Genomic DNA, 21,621 nt, shown 5'->3' with positions numbered 1-21,621 from the left:
TTTGGTGAAAAATAATAAGTTTCTTAAGATATACATATTCCTGTCATTTTTATTCTTGTCAATAAATGTGTCTGCGCAGGAAAATCCACAAGGCTTTTCTATAAAAAAGGATTATAAAGTAACTGATCCTACGTATTACGAAGGCTATTACGATATAAAAACAGGGATGTACTATGTGTATCCTAAAATTGGAAATACTGTAGTGGGACAGCCTACTGCGATGTCGCCGGAAGATTACAAAGAATTTATGGCAGCTCAGCAGGCAAGAGCTTATTATAAAGATAAATCTGAGCGTTACAGTTTATTATTCCGAAAAGATACTTCCGAAGCTCAAAGAAGAGGTTTGATTCCTTCTCTGACAATCAATAACAGACTTTTTGAAAGCATTTTTGGGAGTAATAAAATTGAGATTATACCTTCAGGGTACGCTTCTTTCGACTTTGCCGGATTATATCAAAAAATTGATAATCCCCTAATTCTTCCTCAAAACAGAACGAGCTTTACCTTCGATATCGACCAGAGAATTCAGTTGGGACTCGTTGGAAAAGTGGGTGAAAACCTTCAGCTAAAAGCAAATTATGATACCCAAAGCGGTTTTGCATTTGAGAACCGTATGAACTTGGTTTGGCAGGCAAAAGGAAGCTGGAAAGACCTTCAGACAAAAGGTTTGGGCGATGTCAATAAACCTAGTGCCGGTGGTGAAGATAAAATAATCAAAAGAGTTGAATTTGGTAATGTCAACATGCCGCTTTCTACCAGTTTAATTCGTGGTTCAGAATCATTATTTGGAATCAAAACCGAATTTCAATTAGGAAAAACTTTTGGAACAGTCGTGCTTTCCCAGCAGCAGGGTGAAGCTAGAAATATCGTTGTACAGGGCGGCGGCGTGATGAATACTTTTAAAGTAAATGCGATAGACTACGAAGATAATCAGCATTATTTTATAGGGCACTATTTTCTTAATAACTATGATAATGCATTGCTGAATTATCCTCAGATCAATTCCAGAATCAGCATCAGCAGAATGGAGGTTTGGGTTTTAGACCAGGGGAATTCAAATTTAGCCTATCAGAAAAGTATTGTCGGAATCAGAGACTTGGGAGATGGAGCTTCAGGCTTGCCGGATAACTCACAAAACGGTATTTATTCTGCAGTTACCGGTTTAGGTGCAGGCTTGCGTGATGCCAATTCTGCATATAATACCATCAGCGGACAGGTTCTTCCGAACGCTAATGGTGGAACTGAAGCATATACTGATGGCGAACAGTTCATTTATAATAGAAAAGCAAGAAGATTAAGTACCAACGAATTTACTTTTCACCCACAGTTAGGATATATTTCATTAAATCAAAGATTGAATGACAACCAGCTTCTAGCAGTATCTTATTCATATACCGTAAACGGAACCAGCCAGGTATACAAAGTTGGAGAATTTTCAGAGGAAAGTCCGGTTTTGGTAACCAAAGTTCTAAAGCCGAATACTACCGTAAAAACCACATCACCCATGTGGAAATTGATGATGAAAAACATCTATGCATTAGACGCAGGGCAGGTAGATCAGGATGGCTTCATTTTAAATATCTATTACAGAGATGCACAAACAGGAGGTAAGGTCAATTATTTGCCGAATACTCCTGTTCAGGATACCAATTTGTTGAAATTATTAAACTGGGATCGACTGAATGTCAATGGCGATTTACAGAGCAATAACGGAGTTTTGGGAGACGGAGTCTTCGATTTTGTCAACGGAATTACCATTCGTCCGGAATTAGGAAAGCTGATTTATACCAAAGTAGAGCCTTTCGGAAGTTACATGGCGAGTTTGGTAGGCAACAATCCCCAATACGTCTTTACAGATTTATATACCCAGCAAAAACAGGTAGCAACATCCAGCAATCTTGCCCAGCGATACACTATGGAAGGGCGATACAAAGGCTCTCAGGGACAAGGAATTTCTTTAGGAGCAGTCAATGTTCCTCAAGGTTCGGTAAAAGTAGCTGCAAACGGGGTACAGCTGACAGAAGGTGTAGACTATACTGTAGATTACATGCTTGGAACAGTGACAATCATTAATGAAAATGTTAAACAGTCTGGTCAGGCAATTAATATTTCGCTGGAAAATCAATTGACATTCAATACCCAGAGAAAGAGATTTTTAGGATTAAATTTAGAAAGAAGAGTCAGTGAAAATTTTATTTTTGGTGGAACAGTAGTTAATTATTCTGAATCTCCGCTTACCCAAAAAGTAAATTACGGTCAGGAAGCCGTCAACAATACGATGGCAGGAGTAAATATGATGTACAACAATCAGCTTCCTTTTCTGACAAGATTGACGGATAAAATCCCTGGAATCAATACCGAGGCACCATCCAATTTAAATTTCAAAATGGAGGCCGCCTATTTACTTCCAGGAATTAATAAAGGGACAAACGATCAGTCATACATTGATGATTTTGAGCAGACCACCTCAAAAATTTCATTAAAAGAACCTGCTGCATGGAGTTTGGCTTCAAAACCCGAAAAAAATCAGAGTAATCCGATTTTTGCAGGAGCGGGCGCCAATGATAATGTAGCAAACGGTAACGGCAGAGGTTTGTTATCCTGGTATAACATTGACCCGAGATTCTGGGGTGTGGGAGGTAAAGCTCCGGCAGGAATTACAGCACAGTCGGTTTCCAATCACGCGTCAAGAAGAGTTCAGTTTTCAGAGATATTTAACAACAGAGATTTCGTAGCGGGAGAGCAGACTTTCACCAACACTTTTGATATTTCCTATTATCCTTTAGAAAAAGGTCCTTATAACGTTAATCCGAATTCAGAAACGGTGCAGCAGAGATGGGCAGGAATTATGAGACCGATTCAGGTTTCCAACTTTGTAAACTCGAATATTGAGTACGTCGAATTCTGGATGATGGATCCTTATGCCGACGGAAATAATTTGGGAGCAAATCCTAAACTTTTACTTCAGTTAGGAAACGTAAGTGAAGATATCCTCAAAGACGGATTGATGCAGTACGAGAATGGATTGCCGACTCCAGGGCAAACTTCTTCTACATCAAACTCAAATCTTGGTATACAGCCAAAACAGCCACCGATCTTGTACGCATTTTCAAGTGAAGGAACTGATCGTACGATTCAGGATGCAGGATATGACGGTTTAACTTCAGATCAGGAATCATTAAAATTCGGGAACACATTTGTCAATCCGGTATTGAATATTACTGACCCTGCAGTTGATGATTTTATATTCTATATGTCTGACAGATTTACAGGAAGTCAGGCAGCATCAATCGTGCAGAGATACAAATATTTCAGGGGGCCGGAAGGAAACTCTCAGAGCAATTCTCTGGAAGTGGCTTCACAGACTCCGGATGCAGAAGATATCAACAGAGATTACAACTTAGATCAGAGCGAAAATTATAACGAATATGTAGTAAATCTTGATCAGGCAAGTTTAACTTTGGGTCAAAATAATATCGTTGATGTAAAAACGGTTAATGCTACTTTCCAAAATGGTCAGTCAGATGATGTAAAATGGTATTTGTTCAGAGTTCCGGTTTCTAAATATGCTGAACCGAATGCTGGTGGTGACAAAGATGCTTCTGTGTTGAATAATGTAAGATTTGCAAGATTATTAATGACAGGATTTGAGCAGACTTCTACCCTAAGATTCGGGACTTTAGATTTGGTTAGATCAGACTGGAGAAGATATCCGAATAAAATTTTTAGTCCAACGGTTGATTCTCCAACAGAAGGAACTCCCGGATTAATAACATTGAATGACAATTTTGAAGTTGGAAGTGTAAATATTGAAGAAAATGCATTAAACCAGCCACCATATGTTTTACCTCCGGGAATTGACAGACAGGTTTTAAGTGGTAATGCAGGAGCTCAGAGACAGAACGAAGCATCTCTTTATTTAAAAGTGAAAAACATGAGTGATGAAGCACGAGGTGTTTTCAAAAATGTTGCTTTAGATATGAGAAGATATAAGAAACTGAAGCTTTTCGTACATGGACAAAATTTAGATACACCCACATCTTCATCTTATGATCGTGATGTTAAATTTTTTATTCGCTTCGGTAGTGATGCAACGGATAATTATTATGAATATGAAGCATCTTTAAAGTATACTCCAAATAATGCAACTTCACCTCTAGAAATCTGGCCTGCTGAAAATGAAGTAAATTTTGATATTCAAGATTTTGTAGATGCCAAACTAAGACGTGATAAAAACTCATCTATTCCTATAATAAATAGAACTCAAGATTTAACATATGGTGATTCTAATAAAAGAATTTATATAAAAGGAAGACCTTCGTTAGGTAATGTTTCAACTGTTATGATTGGAATAAGAAATAATCAGCGTGGTGGAATAAATGATAAAGGAAGGGTTCTATGGGTCAACGAAATCCGTCTTTCAGAAATTGAAAACGACGGCGGCTATGCAGGAAATGCAAGCTTAAATTTCAATCTAGGAGATTTTGCGGTAGTCAATGCAAGCGGTTCTTACACTTCAGTAGGTTTTGGAAATATAGATTCTAAACCTGCTGAGAGAAATCAATCTACACAATCGGCCTTCAGTGTCAATACACAAGTGAATGTAGATAAGTTTTTACCTGAAAAAACAGGTGTGAAAATTCCGTTGAACTACTCTTATTCACAAACCATCGAAGATCCCAAATACAATCCTTTGGATACCGATGTCGAATTCAGCAAAGCGGCCAACAGAGAAGAACTGAAAAAAGTAGCAAGAACATATACACAGCAAAGAAGTTTAGGTGTTGTGAATATGCGTAAAGAAAGAGTAAAAGAAAACAGCAAGCCGAGATTCTACGATGTGGAAAACCTCTCTCTTACCGCTGTATATAATGATGATTATTACAGAGATATCTATACCAAGAAAAATTACAGACAATACTTCAGAGGATTTCTTGATTACAATTATACATTCAAACCGTGGGTTATTAAGCCGTTCAATAAAATGATCAGTGACACTGCTAAGTCTACGAAATACCTAAGATGGATCAAAGAATTTAACTTTAATCCGGTGCCTACGAGAATATCTTTCAGAACAGAATTAGACAGAAATTACAACGAACTTGAGTTTAGAAACATCGATGCAATTTTAAGCGGAAATCTAGGTGATGACTTTGCCGCGATTAAAAACAGAAATTTCTATTTTGGATGGCAGTATGGTTTAGGATTTAATTTTACCAAATCTTTAAAACTTGAAATCAACTCCCTGACAAGAACGCTTAACGATAATGTGGATGTTAATACAATGGATAATTCTTCCATCTTTGGAAATATGTTCAGAGCCGGAAGACCGGTATTGTATAACCACAGAGTGCAGTTGAACTACAAATTGCCGTTCCAGCTTATTCCGTATTTAGATTTTATTGATGCAGAATTACAATACGGCTTTACTTACAATTGGAATGCAAGATCTACGGCTTTGTTATTTAGTCCCGACGGAGGTTTAGGCTCAATCGGTCAGAATACCAATATTATTCAGGCAACAGCAACTGCTGATATTCCGAAATTCTTTGGTCAGTTTGCGTATTTTAAAAAGATGTCGACTACGCTTCAGAAGCGCAAGCAGGAGATGGATTCTTTAAATAACGCTTACACGCAGGCTTGGGATAAAAAACGATATAAGTTTAAAAGCTATAAGTTTAAAAACAGATTGACCGCATTACAGAGTGCAGCATTTGTACTGACGTCATTCAAGCAGTTGGATGTCAATTACTCCGAAAACAATGGTACCGTTCTTCCGGGATTATTATCTGCACCAAATGGTTACGGTTATGGACAGACTTTGGGCGGGCCAACAATCGGGTTCTTATTAGGATCTCAGGCAGACATCAGACGTACCGTAATCGAAAACGGCTGGGTGAGTGATTCAGAATTTATGATTGATCCGTATGTTAAAATGTCAACCCGTGAGCTGAGGGCAAACTTGCAAATGATGCCGGTTAATGATTTCAGGATAGATTTTAATGTATTGCAAACCTATAATAGGAACTTTTCACAGACAGGTTTCAACTTCCGGGATAGTGATGGTTTCTCAAATCCAAATCTAACTTTTGGAAGTGATTTGGTAAGTTACTCCAATTCGGTAGTTCTGGTAAGTACCGCTTTCCAGACCGGGCAGGCTGTTTACGAATCGATCAGGCAAAATGCAAGATTGATATCCCAGCAGTTAGGAGTAAATCCGGGTACAGATGGTTTCACAGATGGTTATAGTATTGCCAATGCGTATGTGTTAATTCCGGCATTCCGCGCAGCTGTAGAAGGTAAGACTCCGGAAAGATTAGGAAATCCTAAAAAAGCAGGATTACCAATACCTAACTGGAGAATTGTGTATTCTGGATTGAAAAACATTCCGATGATTAGCGGTCAGTTCAGTAAATTTGATATTTTACACAGTTACAATGCGACATATACCGCCACTGGAATTCAATCAAGCATTGATTATTTCAACAGCAGTGAAGGTGCCCGAGATGTCAATGACGATTACATCAATCCGTACACATTTGCTCAGGTAGGTTATGTAGAAGCATTTTCACCATTGATCGGAATCGATGTGACGATGAGGAATAATATGCAGTTTGGATTACAGTATAACAGAATGAGAACCTTATTGTTAGGGCTAGTCAACCACACATTGACGGAAGATTCAAACACAGAATACGTGGTAAGGCTAGGTTATATTGTCAGAAACTTCAGATTAGGAAACATGGGCAACACGAGAGGTGGCAGAGGAAAAGGTAGCGATCTTAATATACGAGGAGACATCTCACTTCGCGACAGCCGTACAAGCATTATGAATATTTTGCTGGATGATTCACAGGTGACAGGAGGCCAAAAATTAATGAACATTAAATTATCTGCTGATTACAATGTCTCAGAAAATCTTAATTTAAGAGTATTCTATGAGCAAATGACTTCAAAATACAAAATCTCAACGGCCTTTCCATTGTCAACCATTAGAGCTGGTCTTTCAGCGACTTTTACTTTTGGTGATTCAGGAGGAGGTTTCTAATTAAAATATCATAATCCCTTTCTAATTGCAGAAAGGGATTTTTATTGACATTAATACTAATGACAGAATGCACATATTACTGTCAACTATGCAACTCATCAAATAATCATTTATTTTCTTTGAGTATATATCAATTTTGAATAAATTTGTCAGTATTAAATAAAAAATTAAAATGAACACACCATCAGAATTAAAGTACACTAAAGATCACGAATGGGTAAAGATCGAAGGTAATGTCGCTACAATAGGTATTACAGATTTTGCACAGGGAGAGTTGGGAGATATCGTTTATGTAGACGTAGATACGGTAGATGATGACATCAATGGCGGAGATGTGTTCGGAAGTGTAGAAGCTGTAAAAACAGTTTCAGATTTATTCTTGCCGATTTCAGGAAAAGTGATTGAGTTCAATGCGGCCTTAGAAGACCAGCCGGAATTGCTAAATACCGAACCTTATGGAAATGGCTGGATTATCAAATTAGAGATTGCTGACGGTGCAGATCAATCAGAATTGCTTACAGCAGAAGAATACCAGGCAATTCTTGGATAAAATTTCAAACATATTTATAAAGATACTGCCCATTTATTGGGCATTTCTTACTTATATGCTTCTGCGTCCGGGCGTAGAAAACCACGAATACTTTTTCATGTTCAACGGTATTGATAAAGTATTACACCTAGGAATATTTGCCATGCTCGGTTTTTCATTTATGGCCGCTTTCCCGAGAATCAGATTTATATATTTTTTTCAGATCATCCTTATCTATGCATTTCTTACCGAAATTCTTCAGGAAGATATGCACCTCGGCAGATCTATGGAAACATTAGACATCGTTGCAGATACTCTCGGTTGTCTTATTGGATACTATATATATAAGATGTTAGTCAGACGATATTTTTGAATAAATAAGAAGGTATAATTTTATTCTTTCTTGAGGAGCTCATTCCCTCTCTTTGCTGTATCTTTTTTGCGTTGGTCTCCGCTGCGCTCCGCCACCGCAAAAAAGGATGCCGCTTCGATCGGGGCTAGGGGGGAGGCGATAAAAATTACCATTGTTACCACTAAATTTAATTAGACCCAGCAATTTTATCAGTCATATTTATATACGACTCTTTGAATATTACCTTGAGACGACTAAAATTTTTTTAATTTCAGTTCATCCTTGTAATAAGCTCCGTAGAAGCACCATGTCTGCAGAGATTATTTATCAGAGAAAACAGCGGCATCTTCATCGTGTTTTAGAAAATCACCTGTAGTCATTGCGCTCCTGCGGAGCGCGTTCATTTGTTAATTTGGAAAAATCTGAAAGCCTGATCTTTACAAACATAAAATATCTGTAGCCAGATCACCGGCAATACATAAACTCCGGAGGAGAGCAATTTGCATCATGATTTATAAATGAAAGCTGGGTTCCGTAGAGAGCTGCACGCAAAGCTTCTTACACAAAGGTTACTAATAAATCATCTAATTAAGAAGATCCTTTCAGGTGCGATCTTTCCGGGAACCGCTCAAATACACTACTTTTCCACAATGAGCTCTGGAGGAGCGCCCTGTTTGCAGCAGAGAAATTCATGAAGAAAAGAGCGGCCTAACCAACGGTTACCCAGCGCCCTTCAGTGCTTATAGCACGATCCCCCATATTCTCAAACCCTCAAACCAGCATTCGTTGTCCCCCTTCACCTAACCTTCCACGTTAAATTTTTCTCTCAGACTTTCAGTGTCTTATGCTGTTATATGAATTAAACTTCAACATGATGTTAATTAAATTTGTGTGGATATAGAAAATGCCCTATCTTTGCCCCACTGAAAACGAGAGTGATTGGTAGCGCAGGAGAGCCTTAAAGCGGGCGTTTAAAGAAGATCCTATTTGGATATAAATTTAGGGAATTGCAAAAATTTAGTTGATAAAAATTTGTGAGGAAAGAAAAAGTTTATATCTTTGCAGTCCCGATAAAGGGAGCGCAGGAGTAGGGAAGTTTAGGTGTTGTAAATGGGAGATTAGGGTTACTAAAAAAACTTTAAATTTTTCACAAAAACATTTGGCTGTTTCGGAATAAATTATTACTTTTGCACACGCAAATACGGCAAAGCCCAACGACAGAAAAGGGTGGCCGGGGGAGCGGAAGAGAAGAGATCATTGAAAAATAGATATAACAACCAAGTAAGGAAAAACTAAAGCGTCAAAACTTTGAGTGAGCGTAAGACAAACATACAATGGAGAGTTTGATCCTGGCTCAGGATGAACGCTAGCGGGAGGCCTAACACATGCAAGCCGAGCGGTAGAAGATCTTCGGATCTTTGAGAGCGGCGCACGGGTGCGGAACACGTGTGCAACCTGCCTTTATCTGGGGGATAGCCTTTCGAAAGGAAGATTAATACCCCATAATATATTGAATGGCATCATTCGATATTGAAAACTCCGGTGGATAGAGATGGGCACGCGCAAGATTAGATAGTTGGTGAGGTAACGGCTCACCAAGTCAATGATCTTTAGGGGGCCTGAGAGGGTGATCCCCCACACTGGTACTGAGACACGGACCAGACTCCTACGGGAGGCAGCAGTGAGGAATATTGGACAATGGGTGAGAGCCTGATCCAGCCATCCCGCGTGAAGGACTAAGGCCCTATGGGTTGTAAACTTCTTTTATACTGGGATAAACCTACCCTCGTGAGGGTAGCTGAAGGTACAGTATGAATAAGCACCGGCTAACTCCGTGCCAGCAGCCGCGGTAATACGGAGGGTGCAAGCGTTATCCGGATTTATTGGGTTTAAAGGGTCCGTAGGCGGACTCGTAAGTCAGTGGTGAAATCTCATAGCTTAACTATGAAACTGCCATTGATACTGCGGGTCTTGAGTAAGGTAGAGGTAGCTGGAATAAGTAGTGTAGCGTGTGAAATGCATAGATATTACTTAGAACACCAATTGCGAAGGCAGGTTACCATGTCTTAACTGACGCTGATGGACGAAAGCGTGGGGGAGCGAACAGGATTAGATACCCTGGTAGTCCACGCCGTAAACGATGCTAACTCGTTTTGGGCTTTCGGGTTCAGAGACTAAGCGAAAGTGATAAGTTAGCCACCTGGGGAGTACGTTCGCAAGAATGAAACTCAAAGGAATTGACGGGGGCCCGCACAAGCGGTGGATTATGTGGTTTAATTCGATGATACGCGAGGAACCTTACCAAGGCTTAAATGGGAATTGATCGGTTTAGAAATAGACCTTCCTTCGGGCAATTTTCAAGGTGCTGCATGGTTGTCGTCAGCTCGTGCCGTGAGGTGTTAGGTTAAGTCCTGCAACGAGCGCAACCCCTGTCACTAGTTGCTAGCATTAAGTTGAGGACTCTAGTGAGACTGCCTACGCAAGTAGAGAGGAAGGTGGGGATGACGTCAAATCATCACGGCCCTTACGCCTTGGGCCACACACGTAATACAATGGCCGGTACAGAGGGCAGCTACACAGCGATGTGATGCAAATCTCGAAAGCCGGTCTCAGTTCGGATTGGAGTCTGCAACTCGACTCTATGAAGCTGGAATCGCTAGTAATCGCGCATCAGCCATGGCGCGGTGAATACGTTCCCGGGCCTTGTACACACCGCCCGTCAAGCCATGGAAGTCTGGGGTACCTGAAGTCGGTGACCGTAACAGGAGCTGCCTAGGGTAAAACAGGTAACTAGGGCTAAGTCGTAACAAGGTAGCCGTACCGGAAGGTGCGGCTGGAACATCTCATTTTAGAGCGTCCTTAGACGTTAAACAAAAAAAGATACTTAAATGTATCATATACTTGCTTAAAAGAAAACGTTTTAGTTTTTACTCGGTTGCTTATATTATAAAAATACAAAACCCACTAGAAATTAGTATTAGGGAAGAGAGATAATTAACAATTATTAATTAATAATTATTAATTAGAGAGAGTCTCGTAGCTCAGCTGGTTAGAGCGCTACACTGATAATGTAGAGGTCGGCAGTTCGAGCCTGCCCGAGACTACTAATTGAAGGGATTAAAGTATTAAAAAGTTGAAAGATTAAAATATTAGCGATTGTTAATTTTTTAATTATTAAATCTTTTAATCATTTAATCTTACCTAGAGGGGGAATTAGCTCAGCTGGCTAGAGCGCCTGCCTTGCACGCAGGAGGTCAAGGGTTCGACTCCCTTATTCTCCACAGTTTTGCGAGTTTGATTTAAAAGTACGATGGATAGAGCCAAAACAAATATCCGTTTATCAGACTTTCAGAAAGACATAAGATCATTGACATTAACGGTAAAAATATCACAAAGAGAAAACCGAGCGCAATTAAGCGTTTGAGTTTACAAAAATAGCTTGGTAGTAATACTGAGCAAAAAATACTGAACTAATTAATAATTAGGAAAGAAATCGTTAAGGGCGTATGGCGGATGCCTAGGCTTTCAGAGGCGAAGAAGGACGCGGTAAGCTGCGAAAAGCTGCGGGGATCGGCACACACGAATTGATCCGCAGATGTCCGAATGGGGCAACCCGGCATGTTGAAGACATGTCACTCCGCAAGGAGAGCAAACCAGGAGAACTGAAACATCTAAGTACCCTGAGGAAAAGAAATCGAAGAGATTCCGTAAGTAGTGGCGAGCGAACGCGGATTAGCCCAAAAGCTTTTATATGTTTAATAGAATGTTCTGGAAAGAACAGCCATAGAGGGTGATAGCCCCGTATATGAAAGGCATACATAAGTGATAAATGAGTAGGGCGGGACACGTGAAATCCTGTCTGAATATGGGGGGACCATCCTCCAAGGCTAAATACTCCTGAAAGACCGATAGTGAACAAGTACTGTGAAGGAAAGGTGAAAAGCACTTCGAATAGAAGGGTGAAATAGAACCTGAAACCGTACGCCTACAAGCGGTCGGAGCCCACAAGTTGGGTGACGGCGTGCCTTTTGCATAATGAGCCTACGAGTTAATTTTACTAGCGAGGTTAAGGACTTCAGGTCCGGAGCCGGAGCGAAAGCGAGTCTGAATAGGGCGCTTAGTTAGTAGGATTAGACGCGAAACCTTGTGATCTACCCATGGGCAGGTTGAAGCTTTGGTAACACAAAGTGGAGGACCGAACCGGTTGACGTTGAAAAGTCTTCGGATGACCTGTGGGTAGGGGTGAAAGGCCAATCAAACTGGGAGATAGCTCGTACTCCCCGAAATGCATTTAGGTGCAGCGTCGTGTATAAGTTTATTAGAGGTAGAGCTACTGATTGGATGCGGGGGAGTCAAATCCTACCAATTCCTGACAAACTCCGAATGCTAATAAATGTTCCACGGCAGTGAGGGCGCGGGTGCTAAGGTCCGTGTCCGAGAGGGAAAGAACCCAGACCAACAGCTAAGGTCCCCAAATCTCTATTAAGTTGAAGCAACGCGGTTGGACTGCATTGACAGCTAGGATGTTGGCTTGGAAGCAGCCATTCATTTAAAGAGTGCGTAACAGCTCACTAGTCGAGCGGTCCGGCATGGATAATAATCGGGCATAAATAGAGTACCGAAGCTATGGATTTACAACTTTGGGTTGTATCTGGTAGGGGAGCATTCTGTTCGCACAGAAGCAGTATCGTGAGATATTGTGGAGCGTACAGAAAAGAAAATGTAGGCATAAGTAACGATAAAGCGGGCGAGAAACCCGCTCACCGAAAGACTAAGGTTTCCTCAGCCATGCTAATCAGCTGAGGGTTAGTCGGGACCTAACGCGAACCCGAAAGGGGTAGTGGATGGACAATGGGTTAATATTCCCATACTTGCTCACACTAAAAAGGGGACGGAGTGCCGTACCTGCTGGAGACTGACGGAATAGTCAAGGCCTAGCCTTCGGGCGAAGCTGCTGCAGGGAAAGTGCTTCCAAGAAAAGCCGAAGTGAAGCAACCCGTACCAAAACCGACACAGGTAGTCGAGGAGAGAATCCTAAGGTGCTAGAGTGAATCATGGTTAAGGAACTAGGCAAAATAGTCTCGTAACTTCGGAAGAAGAGACGCCAGCAGCAATGCTGGCCGCAGTGAAGAGGCCCAGGCGACTGTTTATCAAAAACACAGGACTCTGCTAAATCGAAAGATGCTGTATAGGGTCTGACACCTGCCCGGTGCTGGAAGGTTAAGGAAGGGCGTTAGCAGCAATGCGAAGCGTTTGACTGAAGCCCCAGTAAACGGCGGCCGTAACTATAACGGTCCTAAGGTAGCGAAATTCCTTGTCGGGTAAGTTCCGACCTGCACGAATGGTGTAACGATCTGGGCACTGTCTCAACCATGAGCTCTGTGAAATTGTAGTAACGGTGAAGATGCCGTTTACCCGCAATGGGACGAAAAGACCCTGTGAACCTTTACTATAACTTCGTATTGACTTTGAGTAAGTAATGTGTAGGATAGGTGGGAGACTTTGAAGCAGGCACGCTAGTGTTTGTGGAGTCAACGTTGAAATACCACCCTTTACTTACTTGGAGCCTAACTTCTTTTAGAAGGACACTGCGTGGTGGGTAGTTTGACTGGGGTGGTCGCCTCCAAAAGAGTAACGGAGGCTTTCAAAGGTACCCTCAGCACGCTTGGTAACCGTGCGTAGAGTGTAATGGCATAAGGGTGCTTGACTGTGAGACCTACAAGTCGATCAGGTGCGAAAGCAGGACATAGTGATCCGGTGGTTCCGTATGGAAGGGCCATCGCTCATAGGATAAAAGGTACTCCGGGGATAACAGGCTAGTCTCCCCCAAGAGCTCACATCGACGGGGAGGTTCGGCACCTCGATGTCGGCTCGTCACATCCTGGGGCTGGAGAAGGTCCCAAGGGTTGGGCTGTTCGCCCATTAAAGTGGCACGCGAGCTGGGTTCAGAACGTCGTGAGACAGTTCGGTCTCTATCTATTGCGGGCGTTAGATGTTTGAGAGGGCTTGATTCTAGTACGAGAGGACCGAATTGAACAAACCTCTGGTGTATCAGTTGTTCCGCCAGGAGCACCGCTGAGTAGCTACGTTTGGAAGAGATAAGCACTGAAAGCATATAAGTGCGAAACTCGCCTCAAGATGAGACATCTTTTAAGGGTCGTTGGAGATGACGACGTTGATAGGCTACAGGTGTAAAGTTGGTAACAGCATAGCCGAGTAGTACTAATTACCCGTAGATTTATTGCCTAATTGGCAACGCTTAATTGCGCAATCAAGGTTCTCTCTTTGTGAACATTTTTATCGATAAAAAGCCATAAGCTTAAGGCCTAAAACCTAATGCTTACAGCTATATACAACCTTTAGGGTGGTTTTAGCGGTGGGGCTCACCTGTTCCCATTCCGAACACAGAAGTTAAGCCCACCAGCGCCGATGGTACTGCGAAAGCGGGAGAGTAGGTCGCCGCCAGTCTTTTTTTTAAAGCTCCTTTATCAAACGATAAAGGAGCTTTTTTTTTGAAATAAACTGAAGCTAAATTTAAAGCTGACACAAAGGCAAAAATTATCTTGATATTTAAATAGCAGATTTTTTTATGTCCAGCCGACTTTAACAGGCCGCTCCTCCGGAGCTTGATCATCTTAACTGATCAATCAATCAATCAATCAATCAATATGATCTATGTTCTATGAACAGCTCGCCACTTCGTGGCTCTGCGGGGTAAAGAATCTTTCGCTTACAACCTGTCATAAAACTCCGTTTACGTTGACCAATAAAGAATTGTTTTGTTATCAATTAGAATGAAGTCCAATACAAAAACGTGATGACCTAAACCTAAACCTAAATCAGAGATTTTAATATTTTTGACACCGCATGAGGGAATATACCTCACCCTAACCCGATTGAAACGACATCCTTTTGTGTTCTTTGGAAAAAGCACAGACAACAAAAAAGATACAGTCGAGAAAGGGTAGAAGCTCCTGATGATAGTGAAAGTGATAATTAGTAAAGTTTTAAATGCTTTAAGAAACTGTTAAAACATGCTTTTTATCTTCCAAAAGGTTGAAATGGAATCTGATATTTGCAATATTCTTCCAGGTTGCGTATTTAAATAAGAAATAACCAAGCAACATTCCTAAAGTATTCAAAAATATATCATCTATATCAGCAACCCCTCTTCCTGTAATGTATTGTACAGATTCTATAATGCTTATACCAATAAGAAAAAGCAAGGTAATTGGTACTAATTTGTCAAATTTATTGATGCATAATCCTAACCAGCCAAATGGGCAGAAAAGAAAAACATTTCCAATAATGTTGACAAGAAAAGCTTCTTTGTCTACATCATTTCCTGTAAAAAAATGTTGTATGGTGATAAATGGTTTGAGCTGTAGATAAGAAATTCCGGAAGGCTCCCGACCAGAAGCATAAAACATCATATATAATAAAACGGTGGTGTATAAGGCAATAAATACTGCAAAATATCTTTTCATAGGTTTCCTTTTGGGATTAGTAATTAAAAAGAGGTTGGAGCGCTTATTAGTTCTCTATTATATAACAACAATCTTACCCTTATAGTATGGCTTTAAGACAGTTTATAAATCTTTAGGACTATTTAACATAATATAAAAAGCCCCACTTTTAAGGTGAGGCTAAAAATTATAAAGTTATGCATTGATCAGACTTGAATCACACCCAAATTAAATTTTTCGTTAATTGGAGAATGATCTGCGGCTTCGATTCCCATTGAAATCCATTTGCGGGTTTCAGTAGGATTAATGATCGCATCTGTCCATAATCTTGACGCTGCATAAGTGGCTTCGGTTTGTTTTTTATATCTCTTTGAAATAGAATCAAGAATTTCCTGATGTGCTTCTTCGGTAATTTCTTTTCCTTGCTTTTTTAATGTAGATTCCTGAATCTGGGCTAAAACTTTTGCCGCCTGAGAACCTCCCATGACTGCCAAATCTGCCCATGGCCAAGCCACAATCAGTCTAGGATCATATGCTTTTCCGCACATGGCATAATTTCCTGCTCCGTAAGAATTTCCTGTAATAATGGTAAATTTAGGAACCACAGAATTGGCAACTGCGTTGACCATTTTTGCACCGTCCTTGATGATTCCGCCATGCTCAGACTTTGATCCTACCATGAAACCCGTCACATCCTGTAAAAAGATCAAAGGTATTTTTCTTTGGTTACAGTTGGCAATAAATCTTGTTGCTTTATCTGCAGAGTCAGAATAAATAACCCCGCCAAACTGCATTTCACCCTTGCCGCTTTTAACCAGTTTTCTCTGATTGGCAACGATTCCTACAGACCAGCCATCAATTCTTGCAGTGGCACATATAATGGTTTTACCGTAGTCTGATTTATATTCTTCAAATTCTGAATTATCAACCAAGCACTTTATAATTTCTAGCGTATCATATTGATCAGCCCTTGAAACCGGTATGATTCCGAAAATATTTTCTATATTTTCCTTCGGAGGAAAACTTTCAATTCTGTCAAAACCTGCCTTTTCGTAGCTTCCGATAGATTTCATGATGTTTTTGATTCTGTTTAAAGCATCCTGATCATCTTTGGCTTTATAATCTGTCACTCCGGAAATAGAAGAATGAGTGGTTGCTCCGCCCAGCGTTTCATTATCTATGCTTTCACCAATCGCAGCTTTTACCAAATAACTTCCTGCAAGGAAAATGGAACCTGTTTTATCAACGATCATGGCTTCATCACTCATAATAGGAAGATACGCTCCACCTGCAACACAACTTCCCATTACAGCAGAAATTTGAATGATTCCCATTGCGCTCATTTTTGCATTATTTCTGAAAATTCTTCCGAAATGTTCTTTATCAGGAAAAATTTCGTCCTGCATTGGGAGATAAACCCCTGCAGAATCTACCAGATAAATAATTGGAAGCTTGTTTTCCATCGCAATTTCCTGCGCTCTCAAATTCTTTTTCCCGGTAATCGGAAACCAAGCACCTGCTTTTACAGAAGCATCATTTGCTACAACCAGACATTGTCTCCCAGAAACATACCCCATTACGACTACAACTCCGCCACTAGGACATCCACCATGTTCTTCATACATTTCAAATCCCGCAAAAGCACCAATTTCTATAGAATCCGAATCTTTATCGAGAAGATAATCTATTCTTTCTCTTGCTGTCATTTTCCCCTCATCGCGAAGCTTCTGCAGTCTTTTTTCTCCACCCCCTTTTTTTATTTCAGAAAGTAAACGATTTATTTCAGATAATTTGAGTTTATTTTGATCTTCTCTTTTGTTGAATTCAATATCCATGAAATTACTATTTTAATGTGCCTAAGATACTACTTTTAAAAAAAATAGAATAGTACCGAGTTTTATGATTCAACGCATTGAAAATCATAAAATTATGAAATATTTAACACAGTTAAGTTTTTTTATGTTTGTTTTTTTTATAATTTTACATAAGAGGAAAGGAGCTGATTACTCCGTTATAAATCCTCTGTTCCTAGTTTATTTTTTTAATAGTTTATTATTTGAAGGCCCTGAAAGTTGAATAGACTTTCAGGGTTTTTTGTGAATCAGATATAATTTAATTTAAATTTATTGAAGGTTAATTTAAAGCATAAAATAGTAATGTTTTACTGAAAGCTATTTGTAAATTTGCTTGTTTTAAATTGATAGATACAGACATGCAAAAATTAGCGCTTTTCAGATTGCATTTGATTGTTTTTTTGTGGGGATTTACTGCAATTTTAGGAAAACTGATTACTGCGAATGCACAAATTCTTGTATTTTACAGAATGCTGTTTGCCGCAATATTTTTATTTGTCTTCATCAGGGTTATCAAGAAAGAAAGCATTAAAGTTTCGAAAGAACTTTTTTTTCAGTTGGCTGCCGTAGGTTTCGCAATGGCAATACATTGGTTCTGTTTTTTTTATTCCATTAAAGTTTCCAATGTTTCGATTGCGCTCAGCTGTTTGTCGTTATCAACTTTATTTGCTGCCATTTTAGAGCCTTTGGTTTTTAAAAGAAAAGTTGATGTGTCGGAAGTCTTAATGGGAATCGTTATTGTTGCTTGTATTCTTCTTATTTTTAAAACAGAATTTCAATATAAAGAAGGTATTTTTTTCGGAATACTTTGCGCAGTTTTCGGGACTTTATTTTCTGTCTTTAATGGAAAATTATTTGGGAAAACCAGTCCCGGAAATATTATATTTTACGAAATCTTCAGCGGCTGGCTCATTTTGTTTATATTTTATTTATTTTCAGGGCAAATATTTCAAATGAATGAAATAAATTACAGGGATTTGGCGTTAATATGCTTGTTGGCAAGTGTTTTCACAGCCTTCCCAATGCTGGAATCGGTGAAGCTGATGAAATATATTTCGCCTTTCACATTAATTTTAACAGTAAATTTAGAACCAGTCTACGGAATTATACTAGCTTTTTTTATCTTTGGAGAATCAGAACACATGAGCCCTGTATTTTATGTGGCATCAATCGTTATGATTTTGGCGATTGTAGCGAATGCTCTGATCAAAACCAGGAAACAAACAAAAAATTAACTAAGCATCGAATTTACATGATGAAAAAATATCTTTTACTACTATTTTCCCTTTTATTTGGGATTTTTCAATCACAGATTATCAGGAAATATTCTAACGAATTTCTAAATATTGGCGCAGGAGCGCGAGGTTTAGCAATGGGTGGCGCAGTGTTGTCCAATCAGGATGACGTGTATTCACCAATGTGGAATCCCGCAGGTCTGAACGGAATTAAAAAAGACTGGCAGGGAGCAGCAATGCACGCAGAATATTTTGAATCGATTGCGAAATACGATTATCTGGCTTACGCAAAAGTTTTGGATGAAGGAGTTTTTGGAATTTCAATTGTGCGATTGGGTGTTGATAATATCTTGAATACAACTCAATTAATTGATACCGAGGGAAATATCGATTATGATAAAATCACGAAATTTTCGCAGTCAGATTATGCGGGAATTATTTCTTATGCATTCAATCCCGGTGGAAATCCTAAATTAGATGTCGGTGTGAATGCAAAAATTGTGTACAGAAATGTAGGGAAATTTGCTAGCGGCTACGGTTTTGGTTTTGATGTCGGAGCTATTTATAAGGCAGACAACGGCTGGAAATTCGGAGGTATGCTTCGTGACGCTACTACAACGGTGAATTTCTGGAGCATTAATCAAAACGAATTATCAGCAGTGGTAAATGGTGAAGAATTCAACCCTGCGCCATCAGATAAGATGGAATTGACAATGCCAAAGCTGAATGCGGGTGCAAGTAAATTGTTTGAAATCAACAGCAGTGTTTACATTTTACCGGAAGCCGGAATCAATGTTGATTTTGCTAAAACGGCTGCGCTTGTATCTACGGATTTCGCAAGTATCACACCATATGCAGGTGCTGAAATCGGGTACCAGAAAATGATTTTTGTGAGATTGGGGGTCAACAGATTTCAGTCGATTACAGATATTGAAGATTTACAGAGAAAAGTTTCTTTTCAGCCGAGTGCAGGTTTAGGAATCAGATATAGAGGTCTAACTCTTGATTATGCCATCAGCAATTCAGGAATCGGAGGATCTAATTTCTTTTCTAACTTTTTTTCGCTGAAATTGGATATGGGAGAATTTAGAAATGATTAAAAAATTCATAATTATTTTAAATTAATTACAATGAAGAAACTTTCAACAATTATAGCAACTCTTTGCATTACGTTTTCGTACGCCCAAAAGGTTTCCGATTATAAATATATTGCCCTTCCAGAGAAATTTAGCGGCTTTAAAAACGATCAATACAAATTGGATGTGTTGCTTTCTAAAACTCTTAAACAAAAACAATATGTAGTTGTTTCAGGAAACAGAAGCCAATGGACGGCGGAAGCAAATTCAAATCCATGCAGCGTTTTGAATGCAGACGTAATCAACGATAGTGGTTTTTTAAGAAACAAGGTTGTTTTAGAATTCAAAGATTGTAACGGTAAAGTTATTGCGAGTCAAAAAGCGAGTACACCAATTAAAGAATTTGAAGCAGGTTTTCAGGATGCTTTGAAACAAGCTTTAGTTGCAGTTCCGGTTTCTTTTCCAAAAGAAACTGAGACGACACAAGTTGCTGTTCAGGAAGTACAACCTTCAGAACCTGTAAAAGAAGTTTCAACTCAGAAATTAGAAAGTTCCTCAAATGAATCAGTAAAATTCGTCAATGCAAAATTAACTTTACAAAAAATACAAATCAACAATAATCAGTTTATATTGGTTAGAGAGAATAGCTCAATTCCATTTGCTACTTTCAAGGCAGCAATTAAAAGAGATGTCTTTAGAGTGAAATTGGATTCAGGAGATTCTACTATAGGATATTTCGAAAACGGCAATATCGTAATAGAAATGCCAAAAGGAAATGACGAATATACAAAAGAAGTTTTCACAGCAAAATAAAAAAAGCCTTATCTGTAATCCAGATAAGGCTTCCTTAAAATAAACCATAAAAAACTAAAACTATGGTAATAGAACAGTGTCTATTACATGTATAACACCATTTGACTGATTTACGTCAGCAATAGTTACTTTTGCTTTGTTACCTTTTGCGTCGGTTACATATAAGTCATTTCCTTTTGTCCAGAACGTTAGCTCTTCTCCGGCAACTGTCTTCATCATTGCTTTTCCATTTCCCGCTTTTACTGCCGCCCAAACTTGCTTAGAGCTGTATTTTCCTGGAAGAACATGATATGTTAAAATTTTAGTCAGCATTTCCTTATTTTCAGGCTTTACTAAATTTTCTACAGTTCCCGCTGGTAATTTTGCGAAAGCTGCATCGGTAGGAGCAAATACCGTGAAAGGTCCTGCGCTTTGTAAAGTTTCTACCAAACCTGCTGCTTTTACTGCTGCAACCAATGTTTTGTGATCTTTAGAATTTACTGCATTTTCAACAATATTTTTAGAAGGATACATTGGTGCTCCGCCAACCATTACCGTCTTTTCTTTCATTTTCTGTGCTGCTGCATTTCCACTTAATGCAAAAGATAAAGCAACCATTCCTAACGCTACGAATTTTGATCTTGTATTCATTTTTTATTTTTTTTTAAATTATTATTATTTGAGTTGTGAGTTTCTTTCTCTGTTATTGGTATCTACGACAGTCTGTTGATTTTAGTTTTAAAAAGTTTAAATATTTTTTTTATTAGACTGTAAATCAATTAATTAATTTTATTTTTTAGCTTTTTGATTAGGGGTAAATTCTAAAGAAACCGAATTCATACAGAATCTTTTTCCCGTAGGTTTGGGTCCGTCATCGAAAATATGTCCCAAATGAGAATCGCATCTTCCGCAAAGTACTTCTGTACGCTCCATATTGTGAGAATTATCTTTTTTGTATTTCACACCATCTTTTCTCAAAGGTTCGTAAAAAGAAGGCCATCCGCAGGTTGTAGCAAATTTTGATGTTGAAAGAAACAGCGCATTTCCACAAACCGAGCAATAATAAGTTCCTTTTACATCAAACTCATAGTATTTTCCTGTAAATGCCATCTCTGTTGCGCCTTGTCTCGCAACCTGGTATAATTCAGGCTTAAGAATTTTCTTCCACTCTGCATTGCTTACTTTCAATGGAGTTGTATTCGTCTTTGAGTAGTAGGGGTTTTTAGCTTTAAAATTTTGTGACTGTGCTGAAATATTTCCGAACATCAGA

10 protein-coding genes, 2 tRNA genes and 3 rRNA genes are annotated in these 21,621 nt (G+C 39.3%); 11 read left to right on the top strand and 4 right to left on the bottom strand.

Features of this window, described 5'->3' with window-relative positions:
- Positions 1–4 precede the first annotated feature (4 nt).
- The 8 genes from sov (at position 5) to rrf (ending at position 14,397) form a co-directional block, all read left to right on the top strand.
- Positions 5–7,048: a T9SS outer membrane translocon Sov/SprA gene (gene sov / locus K0U91_RS03815; protein WP_219971689.1), complete on the top strand. Its 7,044-nt coding sequence runs from the start codon at positions 5–7 to the stop codon at positions 7,046–7,048.
- Between the two features lie 172 nt (positions 7,049–7,220).
- Positions 7,221–7,598, top strand: coding sequence for a glycine cleavage system protein GcvH (gene gcvH / locus K0U91_RS03810; RefSeq protein ID WP_219971691.1), 378 nt, complete (start codon positions 7,221–7,223; stop codon positions 7,596–7,598).
- Positions 7,599–7,653: 55 nt separating this feature from the next.
- Positions 7,654–7,950: a VanZ family protein gene (locus tag K0U91_RS03805; RefSeq protein WP_259429453.1), complete on the top strand. Its 297-nt coding sequence runs from the start codon at positions 7,654–7,656 to the stop codon at positions 7,948–7,950.
- A 1,310-nt stretch (positions 7,951–9,260) separates the two neighbouring features.
- A 16S ribosomal RNA gene (locus tag K0U91_RS03800) occupies positions 9,261–10,778 on the top strand.
- A gap of 181 nt (positions 10,779–10,959) precedes the next feature.
- A tRNA-Ile gene (locus K0U91_RS03795) sits at positions 10,960–11,033 on the top strand.
- 103 nt (positions 11,034–11,136) lie between these two features.
- A tRNA-Ala gene (locus K0U91_RS03790) sits at positions 11,137–11,210 on the top strand.
- A 205-nt stretch (positions 11,211–11,415) separates the two neighbouring features.
- A 23S ribosomal RNA gene (locus tag K0U91_RS03785) occupies positions 11,416–14,175 on the top strand.
- Positions 14,176–14,289: 114 nt separating this feature from the next.
- Positions 14,290–14,397, top strand: a 5S ribosomal RNA gene (gene rrf / locus K0U91_RS03780).
- Together the 16S, 23S and 5S rRNA genes with 2 tRNA genes alongside form the textbook arrangement of a ribosomal RNA operon.
- 548 nt (positions 14,398–14,945) lie before the next feature.
- On the opposite strand, the gene K0U91_RS03775 is transcribed toward rrf, so the two are convergent.
- Complete coding sequence (locus K0U91_RS03775) at positions 14,946–15,416, bottom strand: VanZ family protein (RefSeq protein ID WP_219970584.1); 471 nt, start codon at positions 15,414–15,416, stop codon at positions 14,946–14,948.
- 185 nt (positions 15,417–15,601) lie between these two features.
- Complete coding sequence (locus tag K0U91_RS03770) at positions 15,602–17,230, bottom strand: acyl-CoA carboxylase subunit beta (RefSeq protein ID WP_220180465.1); 1,629 nt, start codon at positions 17,228–17,230, stop codon at positions 15,602–15,604.
- Positions 17,231–17,607: 377 nt separating this feature from the next.
- Here K0U91_RS03770 and K0U91_RS03765 point away from each other — a divergent pair, with 377 nt between their 5' ends.
- The 3 genes from K0U91_RS03765 to K0U91_RS03755 are packed head-to-tail and all read left to right on the top strand — an operon-like array spanning position 17,608 to position 20,372.
- Positions 17,608–18,483 carry a DMT family transporter gene (locus tag K0U91_RS03765; RefSeq protein ID WP_220180464.1) on the top strand — a complete coding sequence of 292 codons (876 nt, stop codon included), beginning with the start codon at positions 17,608–17,610 and terminating at the stop codon, positions 18,481–18,483.
- A gap of 20 nt (positions 18,484–18,503) precedes the next feature.
- The gene (locus K0U91_RS03760) at positions 18,504–19,583 is read left to right on the top strand and encodes a putative type IX sorting system protein PorV2 (RefSeq protein WP_456318808.1); all 1,080 of its coding nucleotides are present in this window, start codon (positions 18,504–18,506) and stop codon (positions 19,581–19,583) included.
- Between the two features lie 30 nt (positions 19,584–19,613).
- Positions 19,614–20,372, top strand: a complete 759-nt coding sequence (locus tag K0U91_RS03755; RefSeq protein ID WP_220180462.1) for a hypothetical protein — start codon at positions 19,614–19,616, stop codon at positions 20,370–20,372.
- 60 nt (positions 20,373–20,432) lie between these two features.
- Here K0U91_RS03755 and K0U91_RS03750 read toward each other — a convergent pair whose 3' ends face one another.
- Together K0U91_RS03750 and msrB are read right to left on the bottom strand one after the other, a co-directional pair.
- Positions 20,433–21,002: a fasciclin domain-containing protein gene (locus K0U91_RS03750; protein ID WP_219970589.1), complete on the bottom strand. Its 570-nt coding sequence runs from the start codon at positions 21,000–21,002 to the stop codon at positions 20,433–20,435.
- Between the two features lie 138 nt (positions 21,003–21,140).
- Positions 21,141–21,617 carry a peptide-methionine (R)-S-oxide reductase MsrB gene (gene msrB / locus K0U91_RS03745; protein WP_258561911.1) on the bottom strand — a complete coding sequence of 159 codons (477 nt, stop codon included), beginning with the start codon at positions 21,615–21,617 and terminating at the stop codon, positions 21,141–21,143.
- Between the last annotated feature and the right edge of the window lie 4 nt (positions 21,618–21,621).

Origin of the sequence: Chryseobacterium sp. LJ668, assembly GCF_019613955.1 — a bacterium.
Taxonomy (GTDB): domain Bacteria; phylum Bacteroidota; class Bacteroidia; order Flavobacteriales; family Weeksellaceae; genus Chryseobacterium.
Note: the sequence above shows the minus strand (reverse complement) of the source record. Positions and strands in the feature narration are given on the sequence as shown.

Bases quoted from the DNA above. Each gene is read 5' to 3' on its own strand.
- K0U91_RS03755 (WP_220180462.1), top strand. From the start codon at position 19,614: ATGAAGAAACTTTCAACAATTATAGCAACTCTTTGCATTACGTTTTCG.
- K0U91_RS03760 (WP_456318808.1), top strand. From the start codon at position 18,504: ATGAAAAAATATCTTTTACTACTATTTTCCCTTTTATTTGGGATTTTT.
- K0U91_RS03750 (WP_219970589.1), bottom strand. From the start codon at position 21,002: ATGAATACAAGATCAAAATTCGTAGCGTTAGGAATGGTTGCTTTATCT.
- K0U91_RS03775 (WP_219970584.1), bottom strand. From the start codon at position 15,416: ATGAAAAGATATTTTGCAGTATTTATTGCCTTATACACCACCGTTTTA.
- K0U91_RS03765 (WP_220180464.1), top strand. From the start codon at position 17,608: ATGCAAAAATTAGCGCTTTTCAGATTGCATTTGATTGTTTTTTTGTGG.
- msrB (WP_258561911.1), bottom strand. From the start codon at position 21,617: ATGTTCGGAAATATTTCAGCACAGTCACAAAATTTTAAAGCTAAAAAC.
- K0U91_RS03805 (WP_259429453.1), top strand. From the start codon at position 7,654: ATGCTTCTGCGTCCGGGCGTAGAAAACCACGAATACTTTTTCATGTTC.
- K0U91_RS03770 (WP_220180465.1), bottom strand. From the start codon at position 17,230: ATGGATATTGAATTCAACAAAAGAGAAGATCAAAATAAACTCAAATTA.
- gcvH (WP_219971691.1), top strand. From the start codon at position 7,221: ATGAACACACCATCAGAATTAAAGTACACTAAAGATCACGAATGGGTA.